The sequence below is a fragment of the Bacillus sp. AP8 genome, assembly GCF_000321185.1.
In the GTDB taxonomy this organism is placed as follows: Bacteria; Bacillota; Bacilli; order Bacillales; family DSM-1321; genus Bacillus_AD; species Bacillus_AD massilioanorexius.
Genome location: NZ_CAPG01000080.1, coordinates 1 through 25,505, shown reverse-complemented (window position 1 = coordinate 25,505; position 25,505 = coordinate 1). Strand labels below are relative to the sequence as shown.

Below are 25,505 nucleotides of genomic sequence, written 5' to 3'. Positions count from 1 at the left end.
AGTATGGCATTCAATTGGGTACAAGAACGTGAATACGACGAAATAATTTACTCAACTTATAATGGTATTGCCAAGATCTCAATTAATCGTCCACATGTGCATAATGCATTTACTCCGAAGACCGTTTCGGAAATGATTGATGCATTTGCTTATGCGAGAGATGATGAAAAGATTGGTGCAATTATCTTAACTGGTGAGGGTGGTAAAGCATTCTGTTCTGGTGGAGATCAAAAAGTTCGCGGACATGGTGGCTATGTAGGCGACGATCAAATTCCACGTTTAAATGTTTTAGATCTTCAACGATTAATTCGCGTTATACCAAAACCAGTTGTAGCGATGGTTGCAGGTTATGCAATCGGGGGAGGACATGTATTACATATCGTATGTGATTTAACAATTGCTGCTGATAATGCAATATTTGGTCAAACAGGTCCTAAAGTTGGTAGCTTTGATGCTGGTTACGGTTCTGGTTACCTGGCACGTATCGTTGGACATAAGAAAGCTCGTGAAATCTGGTACTTATGTCGTCAATATAATGCACAAGAAGCATTAGATATGGGTCTTGTAAATACAGTTGTACCTTTAGAACAACTAGAAGCGGAAACGGTTAAGTGGTGTGAAGAAATGCTAGAGAAGAGCCCAATGGCGCTACGCTTCTTGAAGGCTGCCTTTAATGCAGATACAGACGGACTTGCAGGTATTCAACAGTTTGCTGGAGATGCTACACTATTATATTATACAACTGATGAAGCTAAAGAAGGTCGCGACGCTTTCAAAGAGAAACGTAAGCCGAATTTCGACCAATTTCCTAAGTTTCCTTAATAGGTAAGAATAAGAGGGTGTCAACCAAAAGTATCGCTTTTGAGACACTCTCTTTTTTTAGAGAGGGAATAGCCTATCCTCATAAGAGTTTCCAAGAGAGTGCGCTTTCGTTCAGAAAATGTATAATCTTTGTTATGGATTTAATAAAGTTCTAACCACCGTATATGATTTTGGAAGATTGTGTAATCCTTGAAAAAGGATTACGTTTTCTAAAGATAAGAAAGTATCAGATTTTGGACTTAGTTTCATGCCTAGCTTCAGTGCTTACTCCTCGAGGTAAGAAGTCTAGCCAACTAGAAGGTTAGATCGTAATCTACTAGTCGCTTATCTTATGCTGATTGGAGCTAATCAAGGTTTGCGCTTTTTTTAAAAGGGAGTGAAAAAGAAAAATGATGAAGGATGTTTTACCAAACTGGTTAAAAAAGAGAGCGGAGTTATCTCCAAATCGAATTGCGATAAAGATGTCGGGAAAAGAACTTACTTTCAAAGAACTATTTGATTGCTCTGTAGAGTACGCTAGTAAGTTATTTGAACATGGAATACAGTATGGAAGCAGAGTAGGGATTTTACAGAGCAATCAACTAGACATGGTGATAACAATACATGCGCTCATGCATTTAGAGGCTGAGATAGTATTGTATAACACACGTTTAACAACAAAGGAACTTGAATGGCAATTTAAGGACTCAAAATTAGATTGGTTAATCACAGGTGATAACTATACACAGATGATAAAGGATGTTTTAGAAGATAAAGCAATGCTTATTCCAATGGCTGCGATTGAATCGATGGATAAAAGTGATTCTTTTTCTATTGTAGAGGAATTTGATCTATCAAAAACGGTAACCATCATGTACACGTCTGGAACAACAGGCAACCCTAAAGGAGTTATACAAACATATGGTAACCATTGGTGGAGTGCAATGGGTTCTATGCTAAATTTAGGATTGCATGAGAAGGATATTTGGCTTTGCGTTGTGCCAATATTTCATATAAGCGGATTGTCTATTCTATTTCGAAGTGTCATCTATGGTATAACGGTTATTTTACATGAACAATTTAATGAAGAACGAGTAAACCGTTCTATTATGGAAGAGGAGGTTACGATTATTTCAGTTGTAACAGCAACATTAAATAGAATGCTGGTGCAGTTAAATAATCTAACCTATCCTTCGTCATTTCGTTGCATGCTTTTAGGCGGAGGCCCTGCACCAGTTAGCCTTCTAGAAGAATGTAAAGAAAAGAACATACCTGTCTTTCAAACCTATGGAATGACAGAAACTTCTTCACAAATTGTAACGCTATCTCCAGAGTATAGCTTGAATAAATTGGGATCGGCAGGAAAGGCACTTTTTCCTGCTCAAATTCAAATTCAAATAGATGACAGAAAAGCTGCACCTAATGAAGTGGGAGAAATCATGGTTAAAGGTCCAAATATAACAAAAGGTTATTTGAACCGTGAGGATGCTACAAAATCAGCCATCGTTAATGGATGGTTAAAAACAGGGGATATGGGATATCTTGATGAAGATGGATTTTTATTCGTAGTGGATCGTCGCTCAGATTTAATTATTTCAGGTGGGGAAAATATTTATCCAGCTGAGATTGAATCTGTATTAATGAAACATCCAGCTGTCTTTGAAGCAGGTGTGACAGGTATTGGAGATGCGAAGTGGGGTCAAGTACCTGTTGGCTTCATTGTTTTATCTAATAAAAATGTGCAGGTAGAGAATCTTATTGAACACTGCCAATCACATTTAGCATCGTATAAAGTACCAAAAAAAATGTATATTGTCGATGAACTTCCTAGAAATTCATCGAATAAGCTTTTACGACGCCAATTACTCCAACATTTGAAGGAGAAATTATGAACATACAATCTATAAGCTTAAGAAGAATTGCTTCTCCTTTGAAGCAGCCATTTGTAAATGCTCTTGGAACGATAACGAAAAGGGAAGCGATTATCGTTGAGGTGAAGGATCGCGATGGATTAAGTGGTTGGGGAGAAGTTGTAGCATTTTCAAGCCCATGGTATACGGAAGAAACGATTACAACATGCTACTACATGTTGAAAGATTTTTTGATTCCAGCAATTCAACAAATCCAAGTATCACATCCTGACCAACTCGAGACTCTTTTTTCGTTCGTTCGAGGGAATCATATGGCCAAATCGGGAATTGAATGTGCATTTTGGGATTTATACAGTAAACAATTGAATATACCTTTATCGAAATTATTTAATGGTGTAAAGAAGACAATTGATTCAGGAGTAGTTGTAGCTTCAGATAATATAGAAAAAGCCATACAACAAATTGAAGAGTATAAAAAAGATGGATATAAAAAATATAAAATTAAAATCAATCCACGAACAGCCATTCAATATGTATCAAACATATGTAACGAATATCCAAATATACCATTAATGGTAGATGCTAATTCTTCATTTACAAAAGTAGATTTGAAAACATTACAAGCTCTTGATAAATTTGACTTAATGATGATTGAACAGCCTTTAGGACATGATGATTTAATAGAACACGGTCAATTACAGAAACAGTTAACAACACCCATATGTTTGGATGAAAGCATAGTCTCATTTACATCTGTTCAAAATGCTATCGAACTTAATAGCTGTCAGGTTATATGTGTAAAAATGGGACGAGTAGGAGCATGGAAACAAGCTAAAAAAATTCACGATCTTTGTCTAAATAACGGGATTCCTCTCTGGTGTGGGGGGATGATTGAATTTGGAATTTCTCGTGCTCATAATATAGCTTTAGCTTCTTTAGAAGGATTCACGCTTCCTAGTGATATTTCTTCGTCTTCACGTTTTTGGGATGAAGATATTATTGATCCTGAAATTGTTGTAGAAAATGGCACAGTGAAGGTTTCTAAGTCTCCTGGGATAGGCTACAACATAAATTATACAGTTCTTGATAAACTGACAGTATATCAAGAAAATTTTATAATATAATAAATAGTTGCAAAAAAAGTAAAAAAATCAATTTTTAGGTATTTAGATGTTTTTTATTTTACTTCACATCCTGTATAATATTTGAAACGGAGCTTTAGTATTCTGAAAACCGAAAAAAACACAGGTAGGTATAAGATTATGAGAAAAAATAAAAACGCTTTTTTCATTGCAGAAGTATTATTTAATCTTCAGTTACCTATGCATGTTATTAAGGAAATTTCAGGCTTAGCTGAAGAAGAACTTCAATTTTTAAAGCCAACGGTTAGTTTTGAGGAAAAATAGTAGAATAAAGCAAAGGAGGCGCTCAATAGAGGTCTGCTTTGTGTTGTTTAAATATGTAAATGGAGTATTTAAATAAAAAGAAGAGCGGGGCTGTCTGAAAAAGTGATTTTTATCGCTTTTCAGACAGCCCCTACGCTTTATGGGATCTCTATTTTTACTTTCTAAAAAAAGTTGATGTTACGCGCTTTGTCACGTCGCTTTATTCTATCTTTAGTTGAGGAAGGATTGTATGAAACTTTTGCCAACCAAATTATGCCGTTTGAGACACCCTCTTTTCTACATTAAAAAATAGCTAGACCGAGGTCTAGCTAATGTACATCCACCACCATACTATTATGGTGGTGGAGATTGTGATTTACTAATAAATATCTTTTGGTTTAAATGTTTGGCACCCCGTTTGGCTACTAGTGCGTGCTTTCCCATCGGAGTACATTTCCACCATAATATTTTTTGCAGAGCAGCGATTTCCATGCTTCCAATAGAAGCAACTATTCGCACTGCATTTAACATCTTTTGCCATGTACCTCATCCTCCTTACAAGCTTAGTTTTTACTTATAAGTAGTTGTCATGACTGGTAATTTTCTTCTGTATTTATATAGGAAAAGCAAATTATTGTAGTGCTGTTTTTAGTGTTTCAAGATTTTTTTCCATTAGACTGAAATAATCTTTATTGTGTTCAATATCTTTTTCAGTTAAAACGGATAGATTATGAAGTTGTAATGACTTTGCTCCAATTTCTTTTTGGAGTATTTCTGTGAGCTTTGATTGGACGTTTTGTTCAAAAAGTACATAGTTAATGTTATGTTCTTTGGCTACTTCCATTATTGCCTTCAGCTCTTTTTGGCTAGGTTCACTTGAACTAGATAACCCAGATACAGCAATTTGTTCTAAGCCATAACGTTTCTCCCAATATCCATATGCTGCGTGAGATACAATGATTTCTTTCTTAGGGCTTTTAGTTATAGTCTCTTTAAAACCGTTATTAAGTTTGTCTAGTTTAGTTACTAATTGTTTGTAATTTTCTTCAAAAAATTGTTTTTCTTCAGGTTTAAGTTTAATAAGCTCTTTTTTAATTTCAGCAGCCATTGATTTAGCCAAAACAGGATCTAGCCACATGTGTGGGTCTACGTCGCCGTGATTATGTCCATCATCTTCATGTTCATGCTCATGCTCTTCACCTTGCTCATCATGTGCTAGTAATTCATCATCTAAATGTATCTTCTCTCCGACAGCTAAAAGTGTTACGTTTTCTTTTTCTAAAATAGGTTTTGTTTTTGTTACAAAGCCTTCTAAATTATATCCGATGTATAAGAAAAGATTAGATTCAGCCATTTTTATGACGTCTTTTTGTGATGGTTCAAAAGTATGTTCGTCAGTACCTGGTGGATATACGGAATGAACATTTACATACTTTCCACCAATTTGTTCTGCGAAAAACTGTAAAGGATATACCGTTGTGTATACATTTAGTGTTTCAGTTTTGTTCGATTCTTCTTTTTGATTACAGCCTGTAAGAATGACTGCAATCAGAAGAAGAAAGGATAATACAAGCTTTTTTTTCATAATTTCCCCCTGATTTGCATAGTATCGAAATAACCATTTGTTAAACTTGAGACTGCATAACCCAAAGATGATCATCTAGATTTTGTATATTTGTTACCCTTCCTAGTTTGCATCAAGCTTTAACTGTTTATTTCTTAATCGTAGTTGTTACGATTTACAAAACATTAAACGAAATGATTACGATTTATCATATTGTATATTAACGTAAATAGAACACGAACGCAAGAGTTTCGTGTTTTCTTTTTTTAGCAAATAACGACAAACATTATTTTCTTTTCTCTTCTTTTTCAGGTACCAAATCAACTCCACCAGGATGTAAGGGGTGGCATTTTAAGATTCTTTTTATTGTTAACCAACCTCCTTTTAAAGCACCAAAACGTTGTATTGCTTCTAGACCATACGCTGAGCAAGTCGGATAAAATCTACAGGTTGGTGGCTTTAAGGGAGATATAGTCTTTCGATAAAATTGAATTATAAACAGTAATACTTTTTTCATGTTATGTCATCCTTTTTGGAAATAAAGTGAATCAAAAAAATTCAAAGCTTATTATTAGATTGTTGTAGAACTTGATTCTATCATTCACTTTGAATACAGTAAGACATTTCAAATCTCATATTATTATACACCTAAATAAAAAATTGACATAACGTAAAGAATAGCAAAGTAATCATAAAAGAAAAATAATTCTAAAAAGTGAATGAATAAGATGAAAAAATCTGATTTTACCTATATGATATAGAAAGAATAAATTTGTTAGGAGTGAAGAAATATGCCATCAGTCGAAAGTTTTGAATTAGATCATAATATTGTTAAAGCCCCTTATGTAAGACACTGTGGTGTTCATAAAGTTGGAAGTGATGGAGTCGTAAATAAATTTGATATTCGTTTTTGCCAACCAAATAAGCAAGCAATGAAGCCTGACGCGATTCATACATTGGAGCATTTATTAGCATACAATATTCGTAAACACTCAGAGAAATATGACAATTGGGATGTCATTGATATTTCTCCTATGGGATGTCAAACTGGGTTCTATTTAGTGGTAAGTGGAGAACCAACAGTATTAGATATTATTGATGTATTAGAGCATACAATGAAGGACGGTATAGAAATAGTAGAGATTCCCGCAGCTAATGAAAAACAATGTGGGCAAGCAAAATTACATGATTTAGAAGGTGCAAAGAAACTAATGAATTACTGGTTGAAGCACACTAAAGAGGAACTACAACAAGTCTTTGCTTAGAATAAGTAAGAGGTTTAAAAAGGAATGGATATTCTTTTTTAGACCTCTTTTTTATGAGGTAATAGCTTTAAAACTCCTTATTGATCATGAGAATCATCAATTGTATCAGAAGGATGTGGGTCAATAGTGTGCTTATATTTATATGCTTTTGACGTCGTGAGAACACTAATCAAAATGACAGCAAAAACGATAATGATACAAATAACTAAAATGGGAATCATTTTAAGAATCGCTCCATCTCTATTTTTTCTTATATTTTCCATTGTACCATGTTGGTCATTTTTCTAGGTAGTATACCTAAAGTAATTTTTAAAATTTACGATATAAGTATTGTAACTGTATAAATAAAGAGTAGAGGGAGGCGAATAGAAATGGATATTAGTTCTATCATGAGTCAACAATTAGCAAGCCTTCAGCATACGGTTAGTATGAGTTTAATGAAAAATGCCATGTCAGTAGGGGCTGCACAAGCTATCGTCATGTTGGATGATTTTCAAGAAACGCAGCAGTCGATACAGCAAGTTGCACATCCATATGCAGGTAAAGTAGTAGATGTAAAAGTGTAAACAAATGGGAAGAGGCATCTATTAGATGATATACATCACCTTTTAGATGCCTCTTCATATATATGACAGACTCATTTATTTAGATTAAAACTAGTGAATATTTCGATAGTGGGAAATAAATGAACCTTTTTGTTGCGATTGATTTACTTCTGCAAATTTACTTTTTAATGTTTCCATTATGTACAACCCAAAAAAACTTTTTAATTCTACTTCATCCATTTCTAAAATATGCTCAAGGATTTCCTTTTGATCAAACTGCTCTAATACCGCCAAAGTAAGTATATCAATATCTTCATCATCACCTGTAAGTTTTGTACGATAGTGTTCAAATAAGTCATCAACGAGTTTCAATATTAACACCTCACCTTAACAAAAGTAGTAGAAAAGTACATGCAAATGCTGTTTACTTTCATAGAATATTGTATCACCTAATCCCCTTAATACCACAAGGTAATGCTCAAATATTCTTCTAATATTGTTTTACCCACAAAACTTTTTTTTAATCTATAACAAATTGGAAAATAAATATCAGGAAGGAGGGTAACAAGTGAAATTATCATCACTCAGATTACCTTTATTTGCATTTTTGGGTGGTAGCTTAATCCATATGAGTGGAGAATATTCTCAGTGGATTTTAATGGTGTTAGGATGGCTATTAGTGATTGATTTAGTATCATTTCTCTTAGTTGGAATTATTACCAAAACACTAAAATGGGAAATATTTATAAAAGAAACATTAAAAAGAGGACTTTTAATAGGAATCATTATTATTAGTTTCATTTTAGATGAGTTATTAAATACTGGAGACATGATTAGAAATGCAACTCTCCTCTTTTATATAAGTAATGAGATGGCGATTATATTAGGCTATGCCATCAAGGTGGGAGTACCATTACCAGATTGGATTGTGAAAATAGTTGAATTTATACAAAATGATATAAAGAATAAAAATGATCAATCTAAAACTTGATATGAATCTTTCATTTATCTAATCGCTCTTTTGTGGAATAGGATTAGATTATTAAGTAAAATAGAATATAATGAGCTCTTGATGAAAGAGGGTATTAAAAGTTGATTACATCATTTACAGATACTAATGGAAATAGTGTACATTTCTCAACAAACCTTAATACATTTTCTACTTCTCCTGGGCATGTATTAGTCCTTCTATACAGTTCTAATGGATGGGTTTTTACAAAGCATAAAAAAAGAGGACTAGAATTCCCTGGTGGAAAAAAGGAATTAGGTGAAACAATTGAGCAAGCGGCCAAAAGAGAAGTGTGGGAGGAAACAGGTGCACACATAAAGGATTTAATTTATATCGGGCAATATAAGGTAGAAGGTATGGAAGAAAGCTTCGTGAAGAATGTGTATTTTGCAAGGGTTGATTGTTTTGAAAGTAAAAATAATTATTTAGAAACTGATGGAGCTTTTTTTATAAAAGAGTTACCAGACACGTTTTCCGATAAAACATTTAGCTTTATCATGAGAGATCAAGTAGTGGTATTAAGTTTAAAAAGGCTGAAGGAATTACAGATAGTTCATAATGATAGTTGCATACAATAGGTATGTAAAGAGATTGTAATAAGTATAGAATATGAATGTAGTTATAAAGGATGAGTTGAAGGAGGCGTTGCCTCAATTGACTCATCCTTTATAATGTTTTCAGACTCATTTTTTATAAAAGGACCGATAACGATTTTTTTATTTAATTAATTTTCTTTCTAATAGGGCCACTAGCTGATACATAATAGTTGCGAAGACAGCAATAAGTAAGAGTGACATTAACACTAGTGTAAAATTAAACACTTGAAATCCGTAAATGATTAAGTAGCCTAACCCCTTAGCTGAGACTAAAAACTCACCAACTATAACGCCTACCCATGATAATCCTACATTAACTTTTAAGGTCGAAATGATGGTCGGCATAGAAGAAGGAAGTACAGCTTCATAAAAGCATTGTAATCTACTAGCCCCAAATGATTTTAAAACCTTTAAATAGTTATCATTTACCTCTTTAAATGACGTATATACGACAATGGTAGTGATAATAACGGATATGATCGCTCCCATAGCAATAATAGAGGTAAATCCAGGACCTAGTGCAACAATGAGAATCGGACCTAATGCTACTTTAGGCATGGCATTTAAGATGACTAAATATGGATCCAATACTTTCGAAAGGAAAGGGGACCACCATAATAATGCAGCTAATAAAGTTCCGATTAGTGTGCCAAGAATAAATCCTAGTATTGTTTCAAATAATGTAATACCGACATTGGTAAATAGAGTTCCATCGCCTGCTTTATCGATAAATAGAGCAATGATTTTAGATGGAGAGCTAAAAATCAGTGGATCAATCCATTCAAAACGGCTAGAAATCTCCCATGATGAAAAAAAGAGGATGAAGATAATTGCTTGATAAAAGTATACGTACTTTTTCTCTTTTTTGAGACTCTGTCTATAATCATGGTGAAGCGATTTAATATTCATTTGCCAGTTCTTCAATAAGCTCAAACTCCTTCCATATCGTTTGGAATAACGAAGAATATAGCGGATGATTTCTTGCTTCAAAAGGAGAGATTTTTCTTAATTCATCAGGTACATTATAGATTTTATAGATCCTACCTGGTTTAGCGGCAAATAAGAAGATTCTGTCGCTCATTGCGATTGCTTCACCGATATCATGCGTTACTAGTACAGCTGTTTTTTGGAAATGCTTTAAGGTAGAGAATACAAGATCTTCTAATTTGAGCTTTGTTACATAATCCAATGCGGAAAATGGTTCATCTAGTAATAATAATTTAGGATCGGTTGCCAATGTTCGTATAAGAGCAACTCTTTGTCTCATTCCTCCTGAAAGCTGTTTAGGTAGTTGAGCTTCTACGTGACCTAGACCTATCTCGTGTAACAATTTTAATGCTTGTAATTCTAATTGTGGTTGTTTGGTCTTTTGTAATTTTAAACCTAAAATAATATTTTCTTTAATTGTCTTCCATGGAAACAAGTAATCTTGTTGAAGCATATAACCAATTTCATGCTTTTTCTCTGCGTAATTTACGTCACCATCTAAGGCTAGAGTTCCAAAAGTAGGTGACAATAATCCAGAAATGATAGAAAGTAAAGTTGTCTTTCCGCAGCCACTAGGACCTAGGAAAGAGATAAACTCACCTCTCTCTATCTCTAAAGACACGTTTTCAAGAGCCGTCAGTGCATCATTTTCTGAAAAATATACATGATGAACATGTTCTATTGTTAGAAAGCTCAATGGAAAGCCTCCTTACTTTGAAGCTTTTTTGGCAAAGTCAGTATTAACTAATGTTTTATATGCAACATCCTGAGGTAATTCACCAGCTTCATTCATAATATTTTTTAAATTGCTCCATTCTTCTTCATCCAGAATGGGATTAGTGGCAAAGGAATCTTGATTTTTGTACCGATCAACTACAGCAATAATCGTTTCTAAATCAGTATCTTCAAAGTAAGGTTTAATCACTTTGGCTATTTCACTGGCACTATGCTCTTCAACCCATGTCTGTGCTTCTTGAATGGCACGAGTGAATTTTCCAACAGTATCTTTGTCATCTTTTAGGTAACTGGATTTTGCCATATATGTCGTATAAGGTACTTTACCTGATTCTGTTCCAAATGAAGCAACAATGTGACCCTTCCCTTCTTTTTCAAAAATACTAGCTTGTGGCTCGAATAACTGAACAAAGTCTCCAGTACCAGATACAAAAGCATTTGGAATATTGGCGAAATCAACATTTTGAATAAGAGTCAAATCTTTTTGTGGGTTAATATTGTGTTTCTTTAATACAAATTCGCCTACCATTTGTGGCATTCCACCTTTTCTTTGGCCAAGAAACTCACTGCCTTTTAACATATCCCATGAGAAACTATCTAGTTTTTCTCTGGAAACTAAAAAGGTTCCATCAGTTTGAGTTAGCTGGGCAAAATTGATAACCGAGTCTTTTGAACCTTGGGCATGAACATAAATGGAGGTTTCTGATCCAACTAATGCGATGTCTGCACCATCGGATAATAGAGTAGTCATCGTTTTATCTCCACCCCAAGTAGTGGTTATTTGAACTTTTAAACCTTCATCTTCAAAAAAACCTTTTTCTAGAGCAACATATTGCGGTGCGTAAAATATAGAACGTGTTACTTCTGCTACTTTGACCGTTTTAATTTTTTCCTTTCCACATGCTACAATTAATGTAAACATGGATACAATAATTAAAATTGACATGCTTATTTTCAGCCATTTTTTCATTCAAGATCCTCCTAAAAACGTGTATTTATTCCCATAAAGGTTTAACATATCTTATGAAGCATTTAAAAAATGTGTGAATGCCTATAACAATTATGGAATTAAAGAAAGGGAAATAGAGCAATGAATATGGTAGATGGTACAATTGTTTCTTGTACTCCTTTCCCGTCTCCTCATCCAACAATTAAATTGTTTACAATTACCTATATTTCTGATGGCCTATGTGTTAAAGGATTATTAGCTGAACCGCAATGTGAAGAGAAATATGATGGGTTTTTATATTTACGTGGTGGTATTAAAAATGTAGGAAAAGTTCGTCCAGGGCGCATTATCCAATTTGCATCTCAAGGATTTATTGTATTTGCCCCTTTTTATCGTGGTAATCAAGGAGGAGAGGGACGAGAGGATTTTGTTGGAGCTGATCGACAAGATGCGATTGCAGCTTATAAAGTGTTAGAACATCATAAAAAAGTACGTGATATTCATGTTTTTGGATTTTCGCGTGGAGGTATAATGGCTTTATGGACAGCTATTCAGTGTCCAAGTGTTGCTTCATTAGTTACATGGGGTGGAGTATCAGATATTACGTTAACCTATGAAGAAAGAATTGATTTAAGACGGATGATGAAGAGGGTAATAGGGGGGCCACCTAGTAAGTATCCAGAGCGATATCAAGAGCGCACTCCTAACCAAAGAGTGAATGAAATTCAATGCCCCGTTTTAATCATACACGGTGTTTTAGATCAAAATGTTTCCGTTAAGCAGGCTTATCGATTAGAAGAAATTTTGCTAAAGCATAATAAGGTCGTAGAGAGTTGGTATTTTCCGCATTTTACCCACTTTTTTCCGCCGGAAATAAATCGTGAAACAGTGAAAAAGTTAACGAACTGGATGAAACAACATAATAAATGATGGTAAAATATATGTATAGAAAGGGGAGATGAAATATGGGTATGCCTCTAGAATTAAATACTATGATTGTTACAAAAGGAAAAGAAGAGCGTTTAAAAAGTAATGATTTTTCGTTAAAAAAGAATGGATACCGTTTATATCCTATAGAAATTCCTTTACCTGTGAAAAAAACAATGGATGGTGAAACATCGGGGACAGGTATTATAAAAAAAGTGGTATGGGAAAAGAATCATACAATTATTACATATGAACTAACTTCATTACATTCGGTAAACTAAAGAATAACAAAACGAATCATTTTGCCATGCTCAGAAATAAATCATTCCTTTTAGGAATCCATTTTGGTTTCTTGTAAGGATTGTTTTAGTTCTGTTGCATGGCTCCTTTTTGATTGAACAGAAACAGATAAAATCAAAAAGGATTTCATTACAACGAGAGGGGCCTTCATATGATGATGTTAGGAGTCTTAATTTTAGTTAGTATAGCTATTGTACTGTCTCGAACAAAAATGGTGAAAACTAAATCTACTATGGGTTTTATTTTTAGCACAGTTCTGATCATGTCTATCTTATTAGGAGGGTGTTCATCGACTACGGAATCAAGTTCTTCGTCTGAAGGCACGAAAAATGAACAATCCACTTCTTCTGATCAAAATCAAGAAAGTAAAGCACAAGAACCAATAAAGAATAACAAAGAAGAAAAAACGCCAGCTACTACAAGTCCTAGCTCTACTGAAACAAGAGATGGAACATTAGAAGTACATTTTGTTGATGTTGGACAAGGGGCCGCTCAAGTTATCATTACACCTAATAAAAAGGTAATGGTCATTGATGGTGGCAATAACGATGATGAAGATCTGATGGTTACTTATTTATCACAATTAGGTATAAAAAATGTTGATATCCTAATTGGAACGCATCCAGATGCTGATCATATTGGAGGAATTGATGCGATTATCGATTCCTTTACTATCGGAAAAGTATATATGCCGAGAATTCAAAGTAGTACTCAAACATTCGAATCTGTATTGCAATCGATCCAAAATAAAGGATTGAAAATTTCTACAGCAAAAGCAGGAATGAATCTGGATCTTGATTCAGCTGTCCAAGCAAAAATGATTGCACCTATCGATCATTCAACGGAAACAAATGAAATGAGTGCTGTCGTTAGATTATCATATGGTGAACAGTCTTTTCTATTCACAGGTGATGCCGGAATTGAATCTGAACAAAAAATTATTGCTTCAGGTGAAACGGTAAAATCAACTGTTTTATTAGTGGGTCATCATGGGAGTAAATATTCTACGGGAGAATCATTCGTCCAAGAAGTTCAGCCTACCTATGGTGTGATACAAGTAGGCAAAAATAATTATGGTCATCCAGAAGATGAAATATTGTCAAGATTAGCAAGCCATCATGTCAATATATATCGAACAGATACGGATGGAACGATTGTTTTTAAGACGGATGGAACAACTATGAAAGTGAATAAGAATGCTTGGAAGTATACTGGAACAACACAATCAAAGGGAAATACAACAACGGAAGTACCAAAAAATAATACGAATGTTACTACACCGATTACAGCGACAGCAAGCATAGATCAGCCTAATCCTGGTCAGAACGCATCTGTAACAGTATCGGTTAGAGTGGTCGATACGAATGGTAAACCTGTATCTAACGCAAATGTTAATTTGAAATTACATTATAAATCTACTGAAACAGAATATAGTGGTATAACAAATGAGAATGGCATCGCCATGATTCAATTTAGGACGGGTCGTGCGGCTAAAGGTTATACTGTAAACGGTGATATTACTGTTTCAGCTAATGGACAAACAACAAGTGCAAGTACAGCATTTACACCACAATAGGGAAGTGATGTTTTATGAAAGGCATTGTAGATCGTTTTGAGGGTAAGTTTGTTGTCATTGAAATAAACGGAGTTACTGAAGATATTTTAAAAGACTTAGTAGCTGATAATGTTTATGAAGGCGATGTCGTAGAGCTTATCGATAATAAATGGGTGAAAAATGAGCTGGCTACAGAAGAAAGAAGAAAATCGATAAAATCACTGATGAATCAACTATGGGAAGATGGTTAAATAATAGCTTATTTGAATAAGCATAAATAGAGGTTGAAGAAAGACCCGAAAATGGTTTCTCTTTTAAGAGAACTTTTTCGGGTCTTTCTGTTTTAATTCAATGTTAACATAGGTCTGATTAAAGGGATTTTTCATAGTTCTAAAGAACATTACGAATGTATAGGTCATTTAATCAAATGCCTATCAGGCTGTTTGCTAAAAGAATGCTATTAAAGAAGTGCAATGGATAACATTAGCATAAAAAGGTCAATTGGAGCGTAAGCTTGAGTTTTCTACGGAAGCATCGGAACTGGTGACCTCATAGGGGCACTATTTGAAAGTATGTAAAAACAGTCATCTAGTTTCATTATAAATTTTTTAAATAGTGTAAGATTTTTTGTTTTAAAACGTCTACTTCATGAAATGGATTGGGGGTGAATTATGAATTCACGAGATGTCATAGAAACATGGTTTCGATTGTATGAAAAAGATATTTCTCGATATTTAGCTTATTATACAGGAGGAACAGATATAGAGGATTTCGTTCAAGAAACATTTCTAAAAGCTTTATACTCATTAGACCAGTATCGAGCTTCCTCACATCCTAAAACATGGCTTATATCAATTGCGAGGAATGTTGCCAGAGATAGCTTTAGAAGAAATAGTAAACAACACTTATTTTTAAATTTTTCTAGAAAACAAAAAGAAGATAGAAGCGATAGTATTGAAGACCAATTATTAATAGATGAAGAGCAAAGACATTTATATCGTACGATAGTTAAACTAAAGGATTCGTATCGTGATGTTATATATGTAAAGGGTATTTTGGAAATGAAGAGTAGTGAATGTGCGGAAATATTAGGGTGGAGTACGAATAAAGTAGATGTGACCTTTTTTCGAGCGCTGAAAAAATTAAAAAAATTATTGGAGGAAGGACCTTATGAAAAGTAATAAAAGGAATGATGAATTACTCAATAATTTAAAGCAGCTTCCTCATTTTCAGCTTACTGATACAAAAAGGGACCATATATTGCAATCTATTAATGAAAAAAGGAAGCCTATAAGGAAAAGTAAAAGGTCTAGACCATTTGCGATATGGGTGACATCTTGTACGATCGTTTTACTATTCGTTTTTTCTACTGTATTCATGGGAAACTATGTGAAGCAGATAAAGCCGAAAGAATCACCGAAAAAGGAATTAATTTCTTCTAAAGGTGTATATTTTGATTTATTAGACCATGATGGACGGCTAGTTTACCCACAGGGGGTATTAGGGATACCTAATAAAGTTGGTATTCTCTTTAATGGTCTTGAATGGGTAGCGGAGGATTCGAGAAATATTGCGAAGATGTTCGTTTATGTATGGGGGGATTCAAGTCAATTGGTAAATAAGCCACTCAATATCGTAGCAAAGAATAGTAAAACGCATGAAGAAGTAGAGATATTGCCATTCGGTGGTCTATCACTACAAGGTAGTTTGTACGGAGAGGATGCCCACCTTTTAACAAGTTTTCGTTCCATTCCATATGCAGGAGATTGGATTTTCTTTTTTACGATAGATAACAAACCATTTGCTAACTTTTCTATTACAGTAAAGGAGCCCTATCCAAAGTCTAATAAGAGTATTATTTATCGTTCTAAAGAGGATTTTGTAGTGAATGATAAGAGAGAAGTACAGATTGAGGTGCATGATCGCAAGTTAAAGAAAACTCTTCCTGTTACAATCCTTTCAAAAGAAACAGGTGAAAAGAAAACCTTATATTTTACAGCAACAGATAATATAGATGAGACGGATTTAGCAGAAACAAGATTTTATTCTGGTGAATTACAATTCCCACACAAGGGTAAATGGTCGATTATCATTCAAAATGAAAAGGTAGTAGTTCATGTAAAGTAAGAGTATTTTTGAAGTGCAAATGAAATGATATACAATACAAAAAGTGTGTTCATAAGGGCGTCTTAAAGATGTCTCATCACTACTTGGACGCTCTTTTTATATTGCTAAGGGGAAATATTCCCTAGTTCAGTAGAAAAGCTCCAGTCTATATATTTGTAGACTGGAGCTTGCGCTTTTTTACCTATTATTGAATTGGGCCACCAAGCTCTTTGATTTCTGCAGAAACATTGGCAAATTTCTTGAAATTTTCGCGGAATTTAGTAGCTAATTCTTTTGCTTTTGTTTCATATGCTGCTTGATCACTCCATGTTTTATATGGTTGTAGAACGTCGTCTGGTACACCAGGAACATGTTGTGGGATTTCTAAACCGAAAATAGCATCTTTTTCCGTTTCAACAGTTGTTAAATCCCCTTCAAGTGCAGCTTGAATCATTGCGCGAGTATACGCTAGTTTCATGCGGCTACCTACACCATATTCTCCACCAGTCCAGCCTGTATTTACTAGGAATACATTAGCGTTATGCTCGTCAATTTTTTGACCAAGCATTTCAGCATATACTGTTGCAGGTAATGGTAAGAATGGTGATCCAAAGCAAGTAGAGAATGTTGCTTCTGGAGAAGTGATACCACGTTCAGTACCAGCTAGTTTACTAGTATATCCACTTAAGAAGTGATACATTGCTTGTTCTTTTGATAGCTTACTAATTGGAGGTAATACTCCAAATGCATCGGCAGTTAAAAAGATAATTGTATTTGGATGTCCTGCAACACTTGGTACGACGATATTATTCATAACATCGATTGGATATGCAGCACGAGTGTTTTCTGTTAATGTTTTATCTGAATAATCAGCGATTCTAGTGTGCTCGTCAACCACAACATTTTCTAATACTGAGCCAAAGCGAATCGCATCAAATATTTGTGGTTCTTTTTCTCTAGAAAGATCAATACATTTAGCATAGCATCCACCTTCAACATTGAATACACCATTTGAAGACCAGCCATGCTCATCATCGCCAATTAATTTACGGTTTGGATCGGCAGACAATGTTGTTTTACCAGTTCCAGAAAGTCCAAAGAATAATGCAACATCTCCTTCTTTTCCGACGTTAGCAGAACAATGCATAGAAAGGATGTTATTTTCAGGAAGAAGGTAGTTCATGATAGAGAATATAGATTTTTTCATTTCTCCAGCATATTCTGTTCCACCGATTAATACTGTTTTATACTCAAAAGAAATAATAATGAACGTTTCTGATTTCGTTCCATCAATAGTAGGATCTGCTTTAAAATTCGGTGCTGAAATAACCGTGAATTGCGCATCGTGATCCACTAATTCATCTTTAGTAGGACGAATGAATAATTGGTGTGCAAAAAGATTATGCCATGCATATTCATTTACTACTTGAATGGGTAGACGTGATTTTTTATCAGCTCCTGCAAAACCATTAAAAACAAATACTTCTTCTTTTTCTTTTAAATAAGAAATAACTTTATTATAAAGCTTTAAAAATACTTCTTGAGAAATTGGTTGGTTATTAACCCAATCAATTTTATCTTTAGTAGATGCTTCTTCAACGATATATTTATCTTTAGGAGAACGTCCAGTATATTTTCCAGTCTCAGCTTTAACAGCACCAGTAGATGTAAGTACTCCTTCATTACGAGTTAATACTTTTTCAACTAATTGTGGAACAGAAAGCTGAACAGAGACATTATTTCCTTCTAAGAGTTCATGTAGCTCATTTGAAATCTCTACCGTATTCATATAAGAAATACCTTCCTTTATCATTAATGTAATTTTTTTCTTAATAGTATAACATATTAAATAGTATAACACATTTGATTTATTAATCTATACTAATTTATTGAAAAATCACAAACAGTTCAAAAAATGCACGTTTTCATTAATGAATGTGTATTATTAGATTTCTTCCATCTTAATTTAAGTATAAAATATAAATTCAAAGAAAGTATGTTAGAATTTTCACATTTCATAAAACTTTCTATTATTACATATTCCCCAAGGTTTTATAAGGGTGAAAAGTTGACAAATATTATAGTTGTGTTATTATGTGTAAACGAACGGATTCTCTTATCCTGAGCTGGTGGAGGGACAGACCCGATGAAGCCCAGCAACCTGCTATATGTAAAATAATCACATATTTGATTATTTTTGTAGCAAAGGTGCTCAACTGATGCAAGGCATTGGTCCTTGAACGATAAGAGCGAAAGGCTGATGTACGTAAACAAGTACCCTTTCCTCACATCAAGGAGAGGTTTTTTTTATGGACAAAAAATCCTCTGAAAAACCTAAAGAAAGTTCCTGTGTCTAGGAAAATGAATTCCGTCAACAAAAGAGGGAAAAATGAATAGTATAACTATTCGAGAAAGCCTCTACCAAATTTGAGGAGGGTAATTTGATGTCTAAGAAACGTCGACTTTTTACTTCAGAGTCAGTAACTGAAGGACATCCAGATAAGATTTGTGACCAAATATCAGATTCCATTCTGGATGAAATACTAAAAAAAGATGCAAATGCACGAGTAGCTTGTGAAACATCTGTTACAACAGGACTTGTGTTAGTTGCTGGAGAAATAACAACATCTACTTATGTAGATATTCCTAAGATTGTAAGAGAAACAATTAAAGGAATTGGCTATACTAGAGCAAAATATGGTTTTGACGCTGAAACTTGTGCAGTGTTAACTTCTATAGATGAACAATCTGCTGATATCGCTGCAGGTGTTGATAAAGCGTTAGAAGCAAGAGAAGGACAAATGACAGAAGAAGAAATTGAAGCCATTGGTGCAGGAGACCAAGGATTAATGTTTGGTTTTGCGTGTAATGAAACAAAAGAACTTATGCCTTTACCTATTTCATTAGCGCATAAATTAGCACGTCGTTTAACGGAAGTTCGTAAAAATGGAACTCTTGGCTACTTACGTCCAGATGGTAAAACACAGGTTACAATTGAATATGATGAAAATAATCAGCCAGTTAGAGTTGATACAATTGTTATTTCTACTCAACATGACCCAGAAATAACTCTTGAACAAATTCAAAAAGATTTGAAAGAGCTTGTTATTAATCAAGTAGTTCCAGCAGAATTAATTGATGAGAACACGAAATACTTTATTAATCCTACTGGCCGTTTTGTTATTGGTGGTCCTCAAGGTGATGCTGGATTAACAGGTCGTAAAATAATTGTAGATACGTATGGCGGTTATGCACGTCATGGTGGTGGAGCATTCTCTGGTAAGGATCCAACAAAAGTAGATAGATCTGCAGCTTATGCCGCGCGTTATGTTGCTAAAAATATCGTTGCTGCTGGATTGGCAGATAAAGCAGAAGTTCAATTAGCATATGCTATTGGCGTTGCTAAACCTGTTTCCATTGCAGTAGATACTTTTGGTACTGGTAAGGTTGATGAAGATGTATTAGTAGATGTAGTAAGTAATCATTTTGACCTTCGTCCTGCAGGAATTATTAAAATGTTAGATCTACGTAAACCAATATATAAAGGTACAGCAGCATACGGTCATTTTGGTCGTACAGATATTGACCTTCCTTGGGAACGTACAGATAAAGCAGAAGAGTTGAAAGCAGCAGCTCTAAAAGCATAATAAAAAAGAGAGCATTTAGTTATGAATGCTCTCTTTTTGTATTTCATTCGTATATATAAATGGAACAATAACGTATTTTCTAGATCTAGTGCCTACCATGCTAAAGAGTAACCTTCTAACAGACTTGTTTTACTTTTGGTTGCTCCTTAAATAAGTTCCTTACTTTTTTTGTAGAGATTTATAGTATTGTCCTTTTTCTACATATTGACGTCTTATTCTTTGCATATCGGCAATGTCTGCTTCATTTAATTCTCGTACGACTTTTGCAGGTCTCCCGAAAGCTAAAGTATTAGGAGGAATGACTTTTCCTTGAGGTACTAGGCTTCCAGCACCGATGAATGCTCCTTCGCCAATTACTGCTTCATCTAAAATAGTAGAACCCATTCCGACTAAAGCGCCCTCTTTGACAATACAGCTATGGAGGATAACGCTATGTCCAATTGTTACGTCATCTTCAATAATTAATGGGTTATTGGGACTTTGATGAAGTACAGAATTATCTTGAACACTCACTCTTTTTCCAATAATTGTAGGAGCAACGTCTCCTCTAATAACGGTGTTAAACCATATATTTGATTTCTCGCCAATCTTTACATCACCAGTTACAACAGCATAGTCAGCAATAAAAACGCTTTCATCTATCTCTGGTTTTTTTTCATGAAATGGATAAACTAACATTACATACACTCCCCATGTGAAATTGACCTTTTTAAAGAATTCTATATAATAGTTTAAACGGAAAGGTACTTGATGTACAATTTCTTTTATTTAATGAATAGATTGATTTAAAATGTAAATAGACTATTTTGTAAATAATGTGATATTTTCTATACGTTAAAAGTGAGTATAATAAAGGAAATAAATATCCAAATGCGATTTAAAGAAGATATCAAACGTATTGAGTGTTTCATTAAAAAGAAAAAAGTTTTGGACCTAGAAGACTGTCTAGCTCCAGCATGATTAGCCCTTCATGGTTATAAGCCATTTTGTTTAGGAGATTGCTAAATAGCTTCGATAACGATTTGTCTTTTTCTGTAGGGGCTGACCAAGTCGCTTAGGCGCTTGTGCTTTTCTTGCTGTAAGAAATAACAGTAATGATCTTTTTTAGGAGGGTACATCATGTATAAATGGGAAGCCGAAGGGGATGCAAAGGCAGTTATAGTCATAGTTCATGGAGCTATGGAACATCAAGGGAGATATAGATGGTTAATTGAAATGTGGCGTTCTGAAGGCTACCATGTCATTATGGGGGATTTGCCTGGACAAGGATTAACGACTAGAGCTAGAAGAGGACATATTAACTCTTTTGAAGAATATTTAATAGAAGTGAAGGATTGGATTCAAGAAGCCTATCAGTATCATTTGCCAATCTTTTTACTTGGACATAGTATGGGTGGGTTGATAGCAGTTCGTTTGTTACAAGAAGCGGAAGTTAATATCGCGGGAATAATTTTGTCTTCACCTTGCTTAGGTGTTCTCATGTCACCGCCAAAAGGAGTACAAGCCGCATCTGCTTTATTAAATATTGCTTATCCTAAATTTAAGGCCACTACAGGTATTACCATTGATATGGTAACAAGAGATCCTGAAATACGGGAATCGAGCATGAATGATTCCTTGTATATTACGAAAGTATCTGTTCGCTGGTATCATGAATTGCTAGTAAATATTAAAGAAGCATTTGAAAATATACCGGAATTGGGTGATGTTCCAGTTTTATTAATGCAAGCTGGAGAAGACAAGATAGTAGATAAGATTGCCGTAAAAGAATGGTTCAATTATTTATTGGTTAGTGAAAAACAATACAAAGAATGGCATGGTTTATATCATGAAATATTTAGTGAGCCAGAGAAAGAAGAAGTATTTTATTACGCTGAGTCTTTTGTGAAAAATCGACTTAGAAATCTGGGTTATGTAGTATAAAAGAGGAGGAATTGGATTTGGGAATTCCAACTACACCATTAAAATTGATGAACAAAGTCTATAAAGATGTTTTTCCAGTAGTGCAAAAAGAACTTCACTTTTGGAAAAGTGAAGCGATGCGTATTCCAGATCCAGAACTACGAAAACAAGCTCTTGATAGTATAGAAAATAAAGATTTCCATTGTGAGGGAGGAGCCATTCTCTCTCTACTCGCTGAAGATAAAAAAAATGACGCTATTACTTTTATTGTCGCATATCAAACCATCAGTGATTATTTAGATAATTTATGTGACCGAAGTACGTCATTAGATGATAAGGATTTTGCAGCTCTTCATGAAGCGATGATTCATTCATTGAAAAGGGAGAGTGAAAAAACCAATTATTATCGTTTACGTAAAGAACAAGATGATGGAGGTTATTTACATAAACTTGTCAGTACATGTCAGTCTTTTTTGAGAAAGCTAGATCATTATGATAAAATTGCTTCCAATCTATTGGAACTTTGTCAATACTATTCTGATCTACAAGTGCATAAGCATGTCCAAAAAAGTGAGCGTGTAGAGCGTCTTCAGAAATGGTTTTCCGTTTATGAAGATCAACTTCCTGAAATGTCTTGGTATGAGTTTTCCGCGTGTTCAGGATCTACGTTAGGAATATTTTGTCTTATATCCTATGCGCTGAGAGATGATTTTAAAGTAGAACATGCAGAGCAAATAAGAAATGGATATTTTCCATATATACAAGGTTTACATATATTACTTGATTATTTCATTGATCAGCAAGAAGATCTCGATGGAGGAGATTTAAACTTCTGCTTTTATTATGGAAATAATCAAGAACTCTTTTCAAGAATGTCTCATTTTATTTCAAAAGCAGAGGAATACTTAGATCGACTTCCTCATAAACAATTTCATAAGCTCATTCACAGAGGGTTATTAGGGTTATATTTATCAGATGAAAAAGTTGAGGAGCTAAAGGAAACGAAAGTATTAGCGAAAAAAATGGTTAAACTAGGTGGAAAACAATCTCGCTTTTTTTATGTGAATGCTAAGATTTATCGTAGAATAAAAAAAATAATTCCAGAGAAGTTTGTTACTGCATTATCTAGATAACCGAAATATACTTATATAAAAATATTAAAGGACTTTGTATTTAACATAAAATTCAAAGTCCTTTAGTGTTTTTTATGAAAACGAAACTTTCATTGTAAGTAGAAAGATAAAGTATATAATTAAATATATAGATATAATATATTGGTTGAAGTGCATTGTTCAAATACAAACGATGATGCATTTTTGTGAAGAAGAGAACAGATCCCCTTCATCACAAATACGCTTCAAAACATTTGATGGTCGGTTGCTCACATGTGAAGTCTGGGCTTCTATGATTGATTATTATGGTGAAAAAGCCATGCTAGGTTTTGTTCATGATATCACAGAAATAAAAAAGGCTGAACAGCAGCAAAAAGAGCCAAATAAATTGTTATTAAACCTTTCTCAATTAGATGGGCTAACTAATATTCCTAATAGACGTTATTTTAATGATATATTAGATCGAGAATGGAAAGCTGCTATTACAGTTCAAAGTAATCTTTCATTAATCATGATAGATATCGATTATTTTAAACTGTACAATGGTCATTATGGTCACAATTAAGGTGATAGTTGTTTGAAAATAGTTGCAGAAAAGATAAAAGATTCAATCAAACGTCCGAGAGATTTTGTAGCGAGGTATGGTGGGGAAGAATTCGTCATAGTTTTACCCGAAACCGATCAAATAGGCGCATTGGCTGTCGCTGAGCGTGTGCGATCAAGTATTTTTCAATTAGAGCTTCCTCATGAATCATCATTGCATACACCGGCGATTGTTACTGTGAGTGTAGGAGTAGCAACAATGATACTAAATCTAAATGTAAGCTCGGATCTTCTCATACAATTTGCGGATAAAGCATTATATCAATCGAAACAACAGGGGAGAAATCGTGTTTCATGTTATGTAGATAAGGAATAATGAATGGGCTGTATCAATAAAGAGTTCACGTCTTTGTTGATACAGCCCTATTTTATTAAATTAAAAGCTTGCAGGTTACGCTACGTCACCGTTTAAACTTGATTTAGCATAATATTCAGTAAACATGTATAGGTTGTATCAAAATAGAAAAGGAGAAATAAAATGAATGCAATTGCTTGGAGTATTGTAGCTTGCGAGATACTGTTTTGGGTGTTTATTATAATAGGATTAATAACTAGATATATTGTAAAACAAGAGAAACTAGGTTTAGTTCTTTTGGCAATGACACCTGTTGTTGATGTGCTATTACTGGTTATTACCGGGGTAGATTTGTATATGGGCGCAACCGCAACAAAGGCGCATGCTATTGCAGCCGTATATATCGGTATATCCATTGCGTTCGGTAAAAGCATGATTCAGTGGGCAGATGAAAGATTTCAATATTACATAGTAAAGCAAGGAGAAAAACCTATCAAAAGGGTCGGGCTTGATTATGCCAAATATTATTTTAAAAGCCGGCTAAGACATCTTTTAGCGTATTGCATCGGAACTGGATTATTACTGGGGATCATATTTTTTGTAAATGATCCAACAAGAACGGAGGCATTATCATCTATTTTCAAATTGTGGTCGTTAGTATTAGGCATCGATCTTATAATAAGTATAAGTTATTTCATTTGGAGAAAATAAGCCATGTTTCTAAAAAAGGATTGATCCACCATTTTATTGTATCGTTAGTTGGAAGTAGCTTCTTCAATTAACAGATGCGTTAACTTTGGAGCAGAACTGATACTAGTTGGTTCTTTTTTGTTGGACAAACGGGGCAATTTAGCTTCAGAAGCATATCTAGTATAATATGTGAGATTCAATGCTTAGGAGGAATCAGTAATGACTTGGTTGCAAGGCGATCTTTTCTAAGAAATCAGTTGTTGGAGTTAAAAGAACATAAAGCGAGAATGCATTTTACGATAAATAAAAAGAATCCATTTTGAAAAAAAGATTTATCAAAATGGATTCTTATATTGTAGTAATAAGAATGATTTTTATAAAAAAGATGGATCATTTTCTACCTTCGTTGTTAAACAATTGTGCCCTTTAATGGATTAATCAATTATTAACTATATTGTTAAAAGATGATGTAATGTAACTCTTTAGTTAAATCTTCAGGTAATCTTCATCTAGGAGCCAACTTTTTCACAAGAGTATTGTCGAAATAAGAAGCCATTAATAAGGAGCTTCCTTCGCCTGTTGATTAGTAAATTCAAACAGGTAGATATCCATCTAATACCAAACTCTATAAATTATAACTCTTTTAAAACAACCTCTTATT

28 protein-coding genes, 1 pseudogene and 1 riboswitch are annotated in these 25,505 nt (G+C 34.1%); of the genes and pseudogenes, 19 read left to right on the top strand and 10 right to left on the bottom strand.

Translation table 11 applies throughout. The features are described from left to right. Positions 1 to 3 precede the first annotated feature (3 nt). The 4 genes from menB to BN349_RS25995 all read left to right on the top strand — a co-directional run bounded on the left by menB (position 4) and on the right by BN349_RS25995 (position 4,078). Positions 4 to 822 (top strand): 1,4-dihydroxy-2-naphthoyl-CoA synthase, encoded by an 819-nt coding sequence (gene menB, locus BN349_RS19310; protein ID WP_019243991.1) that lies wholly within the window; start codon positions 4 to 6, stop codon positions 820 to 822. Between the two features lie 389 nt (positions 823 to 1,211). Then, positions 1,212 to 2,693 carry an o-succinylbenzoate--CoA ligase gene (locus tag BN349_RS19305; RefSeq protein WP_019243990.1) on the top strand — a complete coding sequence of 494 codons (1,482 nt, stop codon included), beginning with the start codon at positions 1,212 to 1,214 and terminating at the stop codon, positions 2,691 to 2,693. Then, positions 2,690 to 3,796, top strand: a complete 1,107-nt coding sequence (gene menC, locus BN349_RS19300; RefSeq protein ID WP_019243989.1) for an o-succinylbenzoate synthase — start codon at positions 2,690 to 2,692, stop codon at positions 3,794 to 3,796. Before BN349_RS19305 ends, menC begins: the two co-directional genes overlap by 4 nt. 138 nt (positions 3,797 to 3,934) lie before the next feature. Continuing rightward, the gene (locus tag BN349_RS25995) at positions 3,935 to 4,078 is read left to right on the top strand and encodes a hypothetical protein (RefSeq protein WP_019243988.1); all 144 of its coding nucleotides are present in this window, start codon (positions 3,935 to 3,937) and stop codon (positions 4,076 to 4,078) included. Between the two features lie 358 nt (positions 4,079 to 4,436). Here the strand turns inward: BN349_RS25995 and BN349_RS25530 are convergent, their stop codons facing one another. The 3 genes from BN349_RS25530 to yidD form a co-directional block, all read right to left on the bottom strand. After that, the gene (locus BN349_RS25530; protein WP_081591293.1) at positions 4,437 to 4,598 is read right to left on the bottom strand and encodes a DUF1540 domain-containing protein; all 162 of its coding nucleotides are present in this window, start codon (positions 4,596 to 4,598) and stop codon (positions 4,437 to 4,439) included. A gap of 90 nt (positions 4,599 to 4,688) precedes the next feature. Further along, positions 4,689 to 5,642, bottom strand: coding sequence for a metal ABC transporter solute-binding protein, Zn/Mn family (locus BN349_RS19285; RefSeq protein ID WP_019243986.1), 954 nt, complete (start codon positions 5,640 to 5,642; stop codon positions 4,689 to 4,691). 265 nt (positions 5,643 to 5,907) lie between these two features. Continuing rightward, positions 5,908 to 6,138 carry a membrane protein insertion efficiency factor YidD gene (yidD, locus tag BN349_RS19280; RefSeq protein ID WP_019243985.1) on the bottom strand — a complete coding sequence of 77 codons (231 nt, stop codon included), beginning with the start codon at positions 6,136 to 6,138 and terminating at the stop codon, positions 5,908 to 5,910. A 274-nt stretch (positions 6,139 to 6,412) separates the two neighbouring features. Between yidD and BN349_RS19275 the strand changes: the two genes are divergently transcribed. Continuing rightward, a complete protein-coding gene (locus tag BN349_RS19275; RefSeq protein WP_019243984.1) occupies positions 6,413 to 6,886 on the top strand; it encodes an S-ribosylhomocysteine lyase in 474 nt (157 codons plus the stop codon). 77 nt (positions 6,887 to 6,963) lie between these two features. On the opposite strand, the gene ytzI is transcribed toward BN349_RS19275, so the two are convergent. After that, complete coding sequence (gene ytzI / locus BN349_RS25525) at positions 6,964 to 7,107, bottom strand: YtzI protein (protein ID WP_019243983.1); 144 nt, start codon at positions 7,105 to 7,107, stop codon at positions 6,964 to 6,966. Positions 7,108 to 7,257: 150 nt separating this feature from the next. On the opposite strand from ytzI, the gene BN349_RS19265 reads away from it, so the two are divergent. Further along, positions 7,258 to 7,452, top strand: a complete 195-nt coding sequence (locus BN349_RS19265) for a hypothetical protein (protein WP_019243982.1) — start codon at positions 7,258 to 7,260, stop codon at positions 7,450 to 7,452. A 90-nt stretch (positions 7,453 to 7,542) separates the two neighbouring features. On the opposite strand, the gene BN349_RS19260 is transcribed toward BN349_RS19265, so the two are convergent. Continuing rightward, positions 7,543 to 7,812, bottom strand: coding sequence for a DUF6154 family protein (locus tag BN349_RS19260; RefSeq protein ID WP_332306685.1), 270 nt, complete (start codon positions 7,810 to 7,812; stop codon positions 7,543 to 7,545). Between the two features lie 187 nt (positions 7,813 to 7,999). Between BN349_RS19260 and BN349_RS19255 the strand changes: the two genes are divergently transcribed. Both BN349_RS19255 and ytkD read left to right on the top strand, forming a co-directional pair. After that, entirely contained in the window at positions 8,000 to 8,422 is a 423-nt protein-coding gene (locus tag BN349_RS19255) for a phage holin family protein (protein WP_019243980.1), read from the top strand. A gap of 101 nt (positions 8,423 to 8,523) precedes the next feature. Beyond that, positions 8,524 to 9,018, top strand: coding sequence for an RNA deprotection pyrophosphohydrolase (ytkD, locus tag BN349_RS19250; protein ID WP_019243979.1), 495 nt, complete (start codon positions 8,524 to 8,526; stop codon positions 9,016 to 9,018). Positions 9,019 to 9,156: 138 nt separating this feature from the next. Here ytkD and BN349_RS19245 read toward each other — a convergent pair whose 3' ends face one another. The 3 genes from BN349_RS19245 to BN349_RS19235 are packed head-to-tail and all read right to left on the bottom strand — an operon-like array spanning position 9,157 to position 11,728. Continuing rightward, positions 9,157 to 9,945 (bottom strand): ABC transporter permease, encoded by a 789-nt coding sequence (locus BN349_RS19245; RefSeq protein ID WP_034294836.1) that lies wholly within the window; start codon positions 9,943 to 9,945, stop codon positions 9,157 to 9,159. Continuing rightward, on the bottom strand, positions 9,935 to 10,720 hold the full coding sequence (locus BN349_RS19240) for an ABC transporter ATP-binding protein (protein WP_019243977.1): 786 nt from the start codon (positions 10,718 to 10,720) through the stop codon (positions 9,935 to 9,937). Before BN349_RS19240 ends, BN349_RS19245 begins: the two co-directional genes overlap by 11 nt. A gap of 12 nt (positions 10,721 to 10,732) precedes the next feature. Beyond that, positions 10,733 to 11,728 carry an ABC transporter substrate-binding protein gene (locus BN349_RS19235; RefSeq protein ID WP_019243976.1) on the bottom strand — a complete coding sequence of 332 codons (996 nt, stop codon included), beginning with the start codon at positions 11,726 to 11,728 and terminating at the stop codon, positions 10,733 to 10,735. A 120-nt stretch (positions 11,729 to 11,848) separates the two neighbouring features. On the opposite strand from BN349_RS19235, the gene BN349_RS19230 reads away from it, so the two are divergent. The 6 genes from BN349_RS19230 (at position 11,849) to BN349_RS19205 (ending at position 16,616) form a co-directional block, all read left to right on the top strand. Continuing rightward, on the top strand, positions 11,849 to 12,637 hold the full coding sequence (locus tag BN349_RS19230) for an alpha/beta hydrolase family protein (RefSeq protein ID WP_019243975.1): 789 nt from the start codon (positions 11,849 to 11,851) through the stop codon (positions 12,635 to 12,637). A gap of 35 nt (positions 12,638 to 12,672) precedes the next feature. Next, on the top strand, positions 12,673 to 12,915 hold the full coding sequence (locus tag BN349_RS19225) for a DUF2584 domain-containing protein (protein WP_019243974.1): 243 nt from the start codon (positions 12,673 to 12,675) through the stop codon (positions 12,913 to 12,915). A gap of 170 nt (positions 12,916 to 13,085) precedes the next feature. Further along, positions 13,086 to 14,510, top strand: a complete 1,425-nt coding sequence (locus BN349_RS24365) for an MBL fold metallo-hydrolase (RefSeq protein ID WP_019243973.1) — start codon at positions 13,086 to 13,088, stop codon at positions 14,508 to 14,510. Between the two features lie 14 nt (positions 14,511 to 14,524). Continuing rightward, positions 14,525 to 14,740, top strand: coding sequence for a DUF3006 domain-containing protein (locus BN349_RS19215; RefSeq protein WP_019243972.1), 216 nt, complete (start codon positions 14,525 to 14,527; stop codon positions 14,738 to 14,740). Between the two features lie 420 nt (positions 14,741 to 15,160). Next, positions 15,161 to 15,670: an RNA polymerase sigma factor gene (locus BN349_RS19210; protein ID WP_019243971.1), complete on the top strand. Its 510-nt coding sequence runs from the start codon at positions 15,161 to 15,163 to the stop codon at positions 15,668 to 15,670. After that, positions 15,660 to 16,616, top strand: coding sequence for a hypothetical protein (locus tag BN349_RS19205; RefSeq protein ID WP_019243970.1), 957 nt, complete (start codon positions 15,660 to 15,662; stop codon positions 16,614 to 16,616). Before BN349_RS19210 ends, BN349_RS19205 begins: the two co-directional genes overlap by 11 nt. A gap of 184 nt (positions 16,617 to 16,800) precedes the next feature. Here the strand turns inward: BN349_RS19205 and pckA are convergent, their stop codons facing one another. Continuing rightward, positions 16,801 to 18,384 carry a phosphoenolpyruvate carboxykinase (ATP) gene (pckA, locus tag BN349_RS19200; protein ID WP_019243969.1) on the bottom strand — a complete coding sequence of 528 codons (1,584 nt, stop codon included), beginning with the start codon at positions 18,382 to 18,384 and terminating at the stop codon, positions 16,801 to 16,803. A gap of 324 nt (positions 18,385 to 18,708) precedes the next feature. Continuing rightward, positions 18,709 to 18,845, top strand: a riboswitch (SAM riboswitch). Positions 18,846 to 19,039: 194 nt separating this feature from the next. Here pckA and metK point away from each other — a divergent pair. Further along, entirely contained in the window at positions 19,040 to 20,242 is a 1,203-nt protein-coding gene (gene metK / locus BN349_RS19195; protein WP_019243968.1) for a methionine adenosyltransferase, read from the top strand. A 159-nt stretch (positions 20,243 to 20,401) separates the two neighbouring features. On the opposite strand, the gene BN349_RS19190 is transcribed toward metK, so the two are convergent. After that, a complete protein-coding gene (locus BN349_RS19190) occupies positions 20,402 to 20,920 on the bottom strand; it encodes a gamma carbonic anhydrase (protein WP_019243967.1) in 519 nt (172 codons plus the stop codon). Positions 20,921 to 21,361: 441 nt separating this feature from the next. On the opposite strand from BN349_RS19190, the gene BN349_RS19185 reads away from it, so the two are divergent. The 4 genes and pseudogenes from BN349_RS19185 to BN349_RS19165 all read left to right on the top strand — a co-directional run bounded on the left by BN349_RS19185 (position 21,362) and on the right by BN349_RS19165 (position 24,865). Then, complete coding sequence (locus tag BN349_RS19185) at positions 21,362 to 22,165, top strand: alpha/beta hydrolase (RefSeq protein WP_019243966.1); 804 nt, start codon at positions 21,362 to 21,364, stop codon at positions 22,163 to 22,165. A gap of 17 nt (positions 22,166 to 22,182) precedes the next feature. Then, positions 22,183 to 23,277 carry a tetraprenyl-beta-curcumene synthase family protein gene (locus BN349_RS19180; RefSeq protein WP_019243965.1) on the top strand — a complete coding sequence of 365 codons (1,095 nt, stop codon included), beginning with the start codon at positions 22,183 to 22,185 and terminating at the stop codon, positions 23,275 to 23,277. Between the two features lie 172 nt (positions 23,278 to 23,449). After that, positions 23,450 to 24,175: pseudogene (locus BN349_RS26455) on the top strand (sensor domain-containing diguanylate cyclase). Positions 24,176 to 24,337: 162 nt separating this feature from the next. After that, a complete protein-coding gene (locus BN349_RS19165; protein ID WP_019243962.1) occupies positions 24,338 to 24,865 on the top strand; it encodes a hypothetical protein in 528 nt (175 codons plus the stop codon). Positions 24,866 to 25,505: the final 640 nt, after the last annotated feature.

Excerpts from the sequence above, each read along its gene's own strand:
- BN349_RS19185 (WP_019243966.1), top strand. The coding sequence starts at position 21,362 with ATGTATAAATGGGAAGCCGAAGGGGATGCAAAGGCAGTTATAGTCATA.
- yidD (WP_019243985.1), bottom strand. The coding sequence starts at position 6,138 with ATGAAAAAAGTATTACTGTTTATAATTCAATTTTATCGAAAGACTATA.
- BN349_RS24365 (WP_019243973.1), top strand. The coding sequence starts at position 13,086 with ATGATGATGTTAGGAGTCTTAATTTTAGTTAGTATAGCTATTGTACTG.
- BN349_RS19210 (WP_019243971.1), top strand. The coding sequence starts at position 15,161 with ATGAATTCACGAGATGTCATAGAAACATGGTTTCGATTGTATGAAAAA.
- BN349_RS19275 (WP_019243984.1), top strand. The coding sequence starts at position 6,413 with ATGCCATCAGTCGAAAGTTTTGAATTAGATCATAATATTGTTAAAGCC.
- BN349_RS19230 (WP_019243975.1), top strand. The coding sequence starts at position 11,849 with ATGAATATGGTAGATGGTACAATTGTTTCTTGTACTCCTTTCCCGTCT.
- BN349_RS19215 (WP_019243972.1), top strand. The coding sequence starts at position 14,525 with ATGAAAGGCATTGTAGATCGTTTTGAGGGTAAGTTTGTTGTCATTGAA.
- BN349_RS25530 (WP_081591293.1), bottom strand. The coding sequence starts at position 4,598 with ATGGCAAAAGATGTTAAATGCAGTGCGAATAGTTGCTTCTATTGGAAG.
- ytzI (WP_019243983.1), bottom strand. The coding sequence starts at position 7,107 with ATGATTCCCATTTTAGTTATTTGTATCATTATCGTTTTTGCTGTCATT.
- BN349_RS19265 (WP_019243982.1), top strand. The coding sequence starts at position 7,258 with ATGGATATTAGTTCTATCATGAGTCAACAATTAGCAAGCCTTCAGCAT.
- BN349_RS19205 (WP_019243970.1), top strand. The coding sequence starts at position 15,660 with ATGAAAAGTAATAAAAGGAATGATGAATTACTCAATAATTTAAAGCAG.
- BN349_RS19305 (WP_019243990.1), top strand. The coding sequence starts at position 1,212 with ATGATGAAGGATGTTTTACCAAACTGGTTAAAAAAGAGAGCGGAGTTA.
- BN349_RS19245 (WP_034294836.1), bottom strand. The coding sequence starts at position 9,945 with ATGAATATTAAATCGCTTCACCATGATTATAGACAGAGTCTCAAAAAA.
- BN349_RS19190 (WP_019243967.1), bottom strand. The coding sequence starts at position 20,920 with ATGTTAGTTTATCCATTTCATGAAAAAAAACCAGAGATAGATGAAAGC.
- BN349_RS19285 (WP_019243986.1), bottom strand. The coding sequence starts at position 5,642 with ATGAAAAAAAAGCTTGTATTATCCTTTCTTCTTCTGATTGCAGTCATT.
- BN349_RS19235 (WP_019243976.1), bottom strand. The coding sequence starts at position 11,728 with ATGAAAAAATGGCTGAAAATAAGCATGTCAATTTTAATTATTGTATCC.
- pckA (WP_019243969.1), bottom strand. The coding sequence starts at position 18,384 with ATGAATACGGTAGAGATTTCAAATGAGCTACATGAACTCTTAGAAGGA.
- BN349_RS19225 (WP_019243974.1), top strand. The coding sequence starts at position 12,673 with ATGGGTATGCCTCTAGAATTAAATACTATGATTGTTACAAAAGGAAAA.
- metK (WP_019243968.1), top strand. The coding sequence starts at position 19,040 with ATGTCTAAGAAACGTCGACTTTTTACTTCAGAGTCAGTAACTGAAGGA.
- menC (WP_019243989.1), top strand. The coding sequence starts at position 2,690 with ATGAACATACAATCTATAAGCTTAAGAAGAATTGCTTCTCCTTTGAAG.
- BN349_RS19165 (WP_019243962.1), top strand. The coding sequence starts at position 24,338 with ATGAATGCAATTGCTTGGAGTATTGTAGCTTGCGAGATACTGTTTTGG.
- BN349_RS25995 (WP_019243988.1), top strand. The coding sequence starts at position 3,935 with ATGAGAAAAAATAAAAACGCTTTTTTCATTGCAGAAGTATTATTTAAT.
- menB (WP_019243991.1), top strand. The coding sequence starts at position 4 with ATGGCATTCAATTGGGTACAAGAACGTGAATACGACGAAATAATTTAC.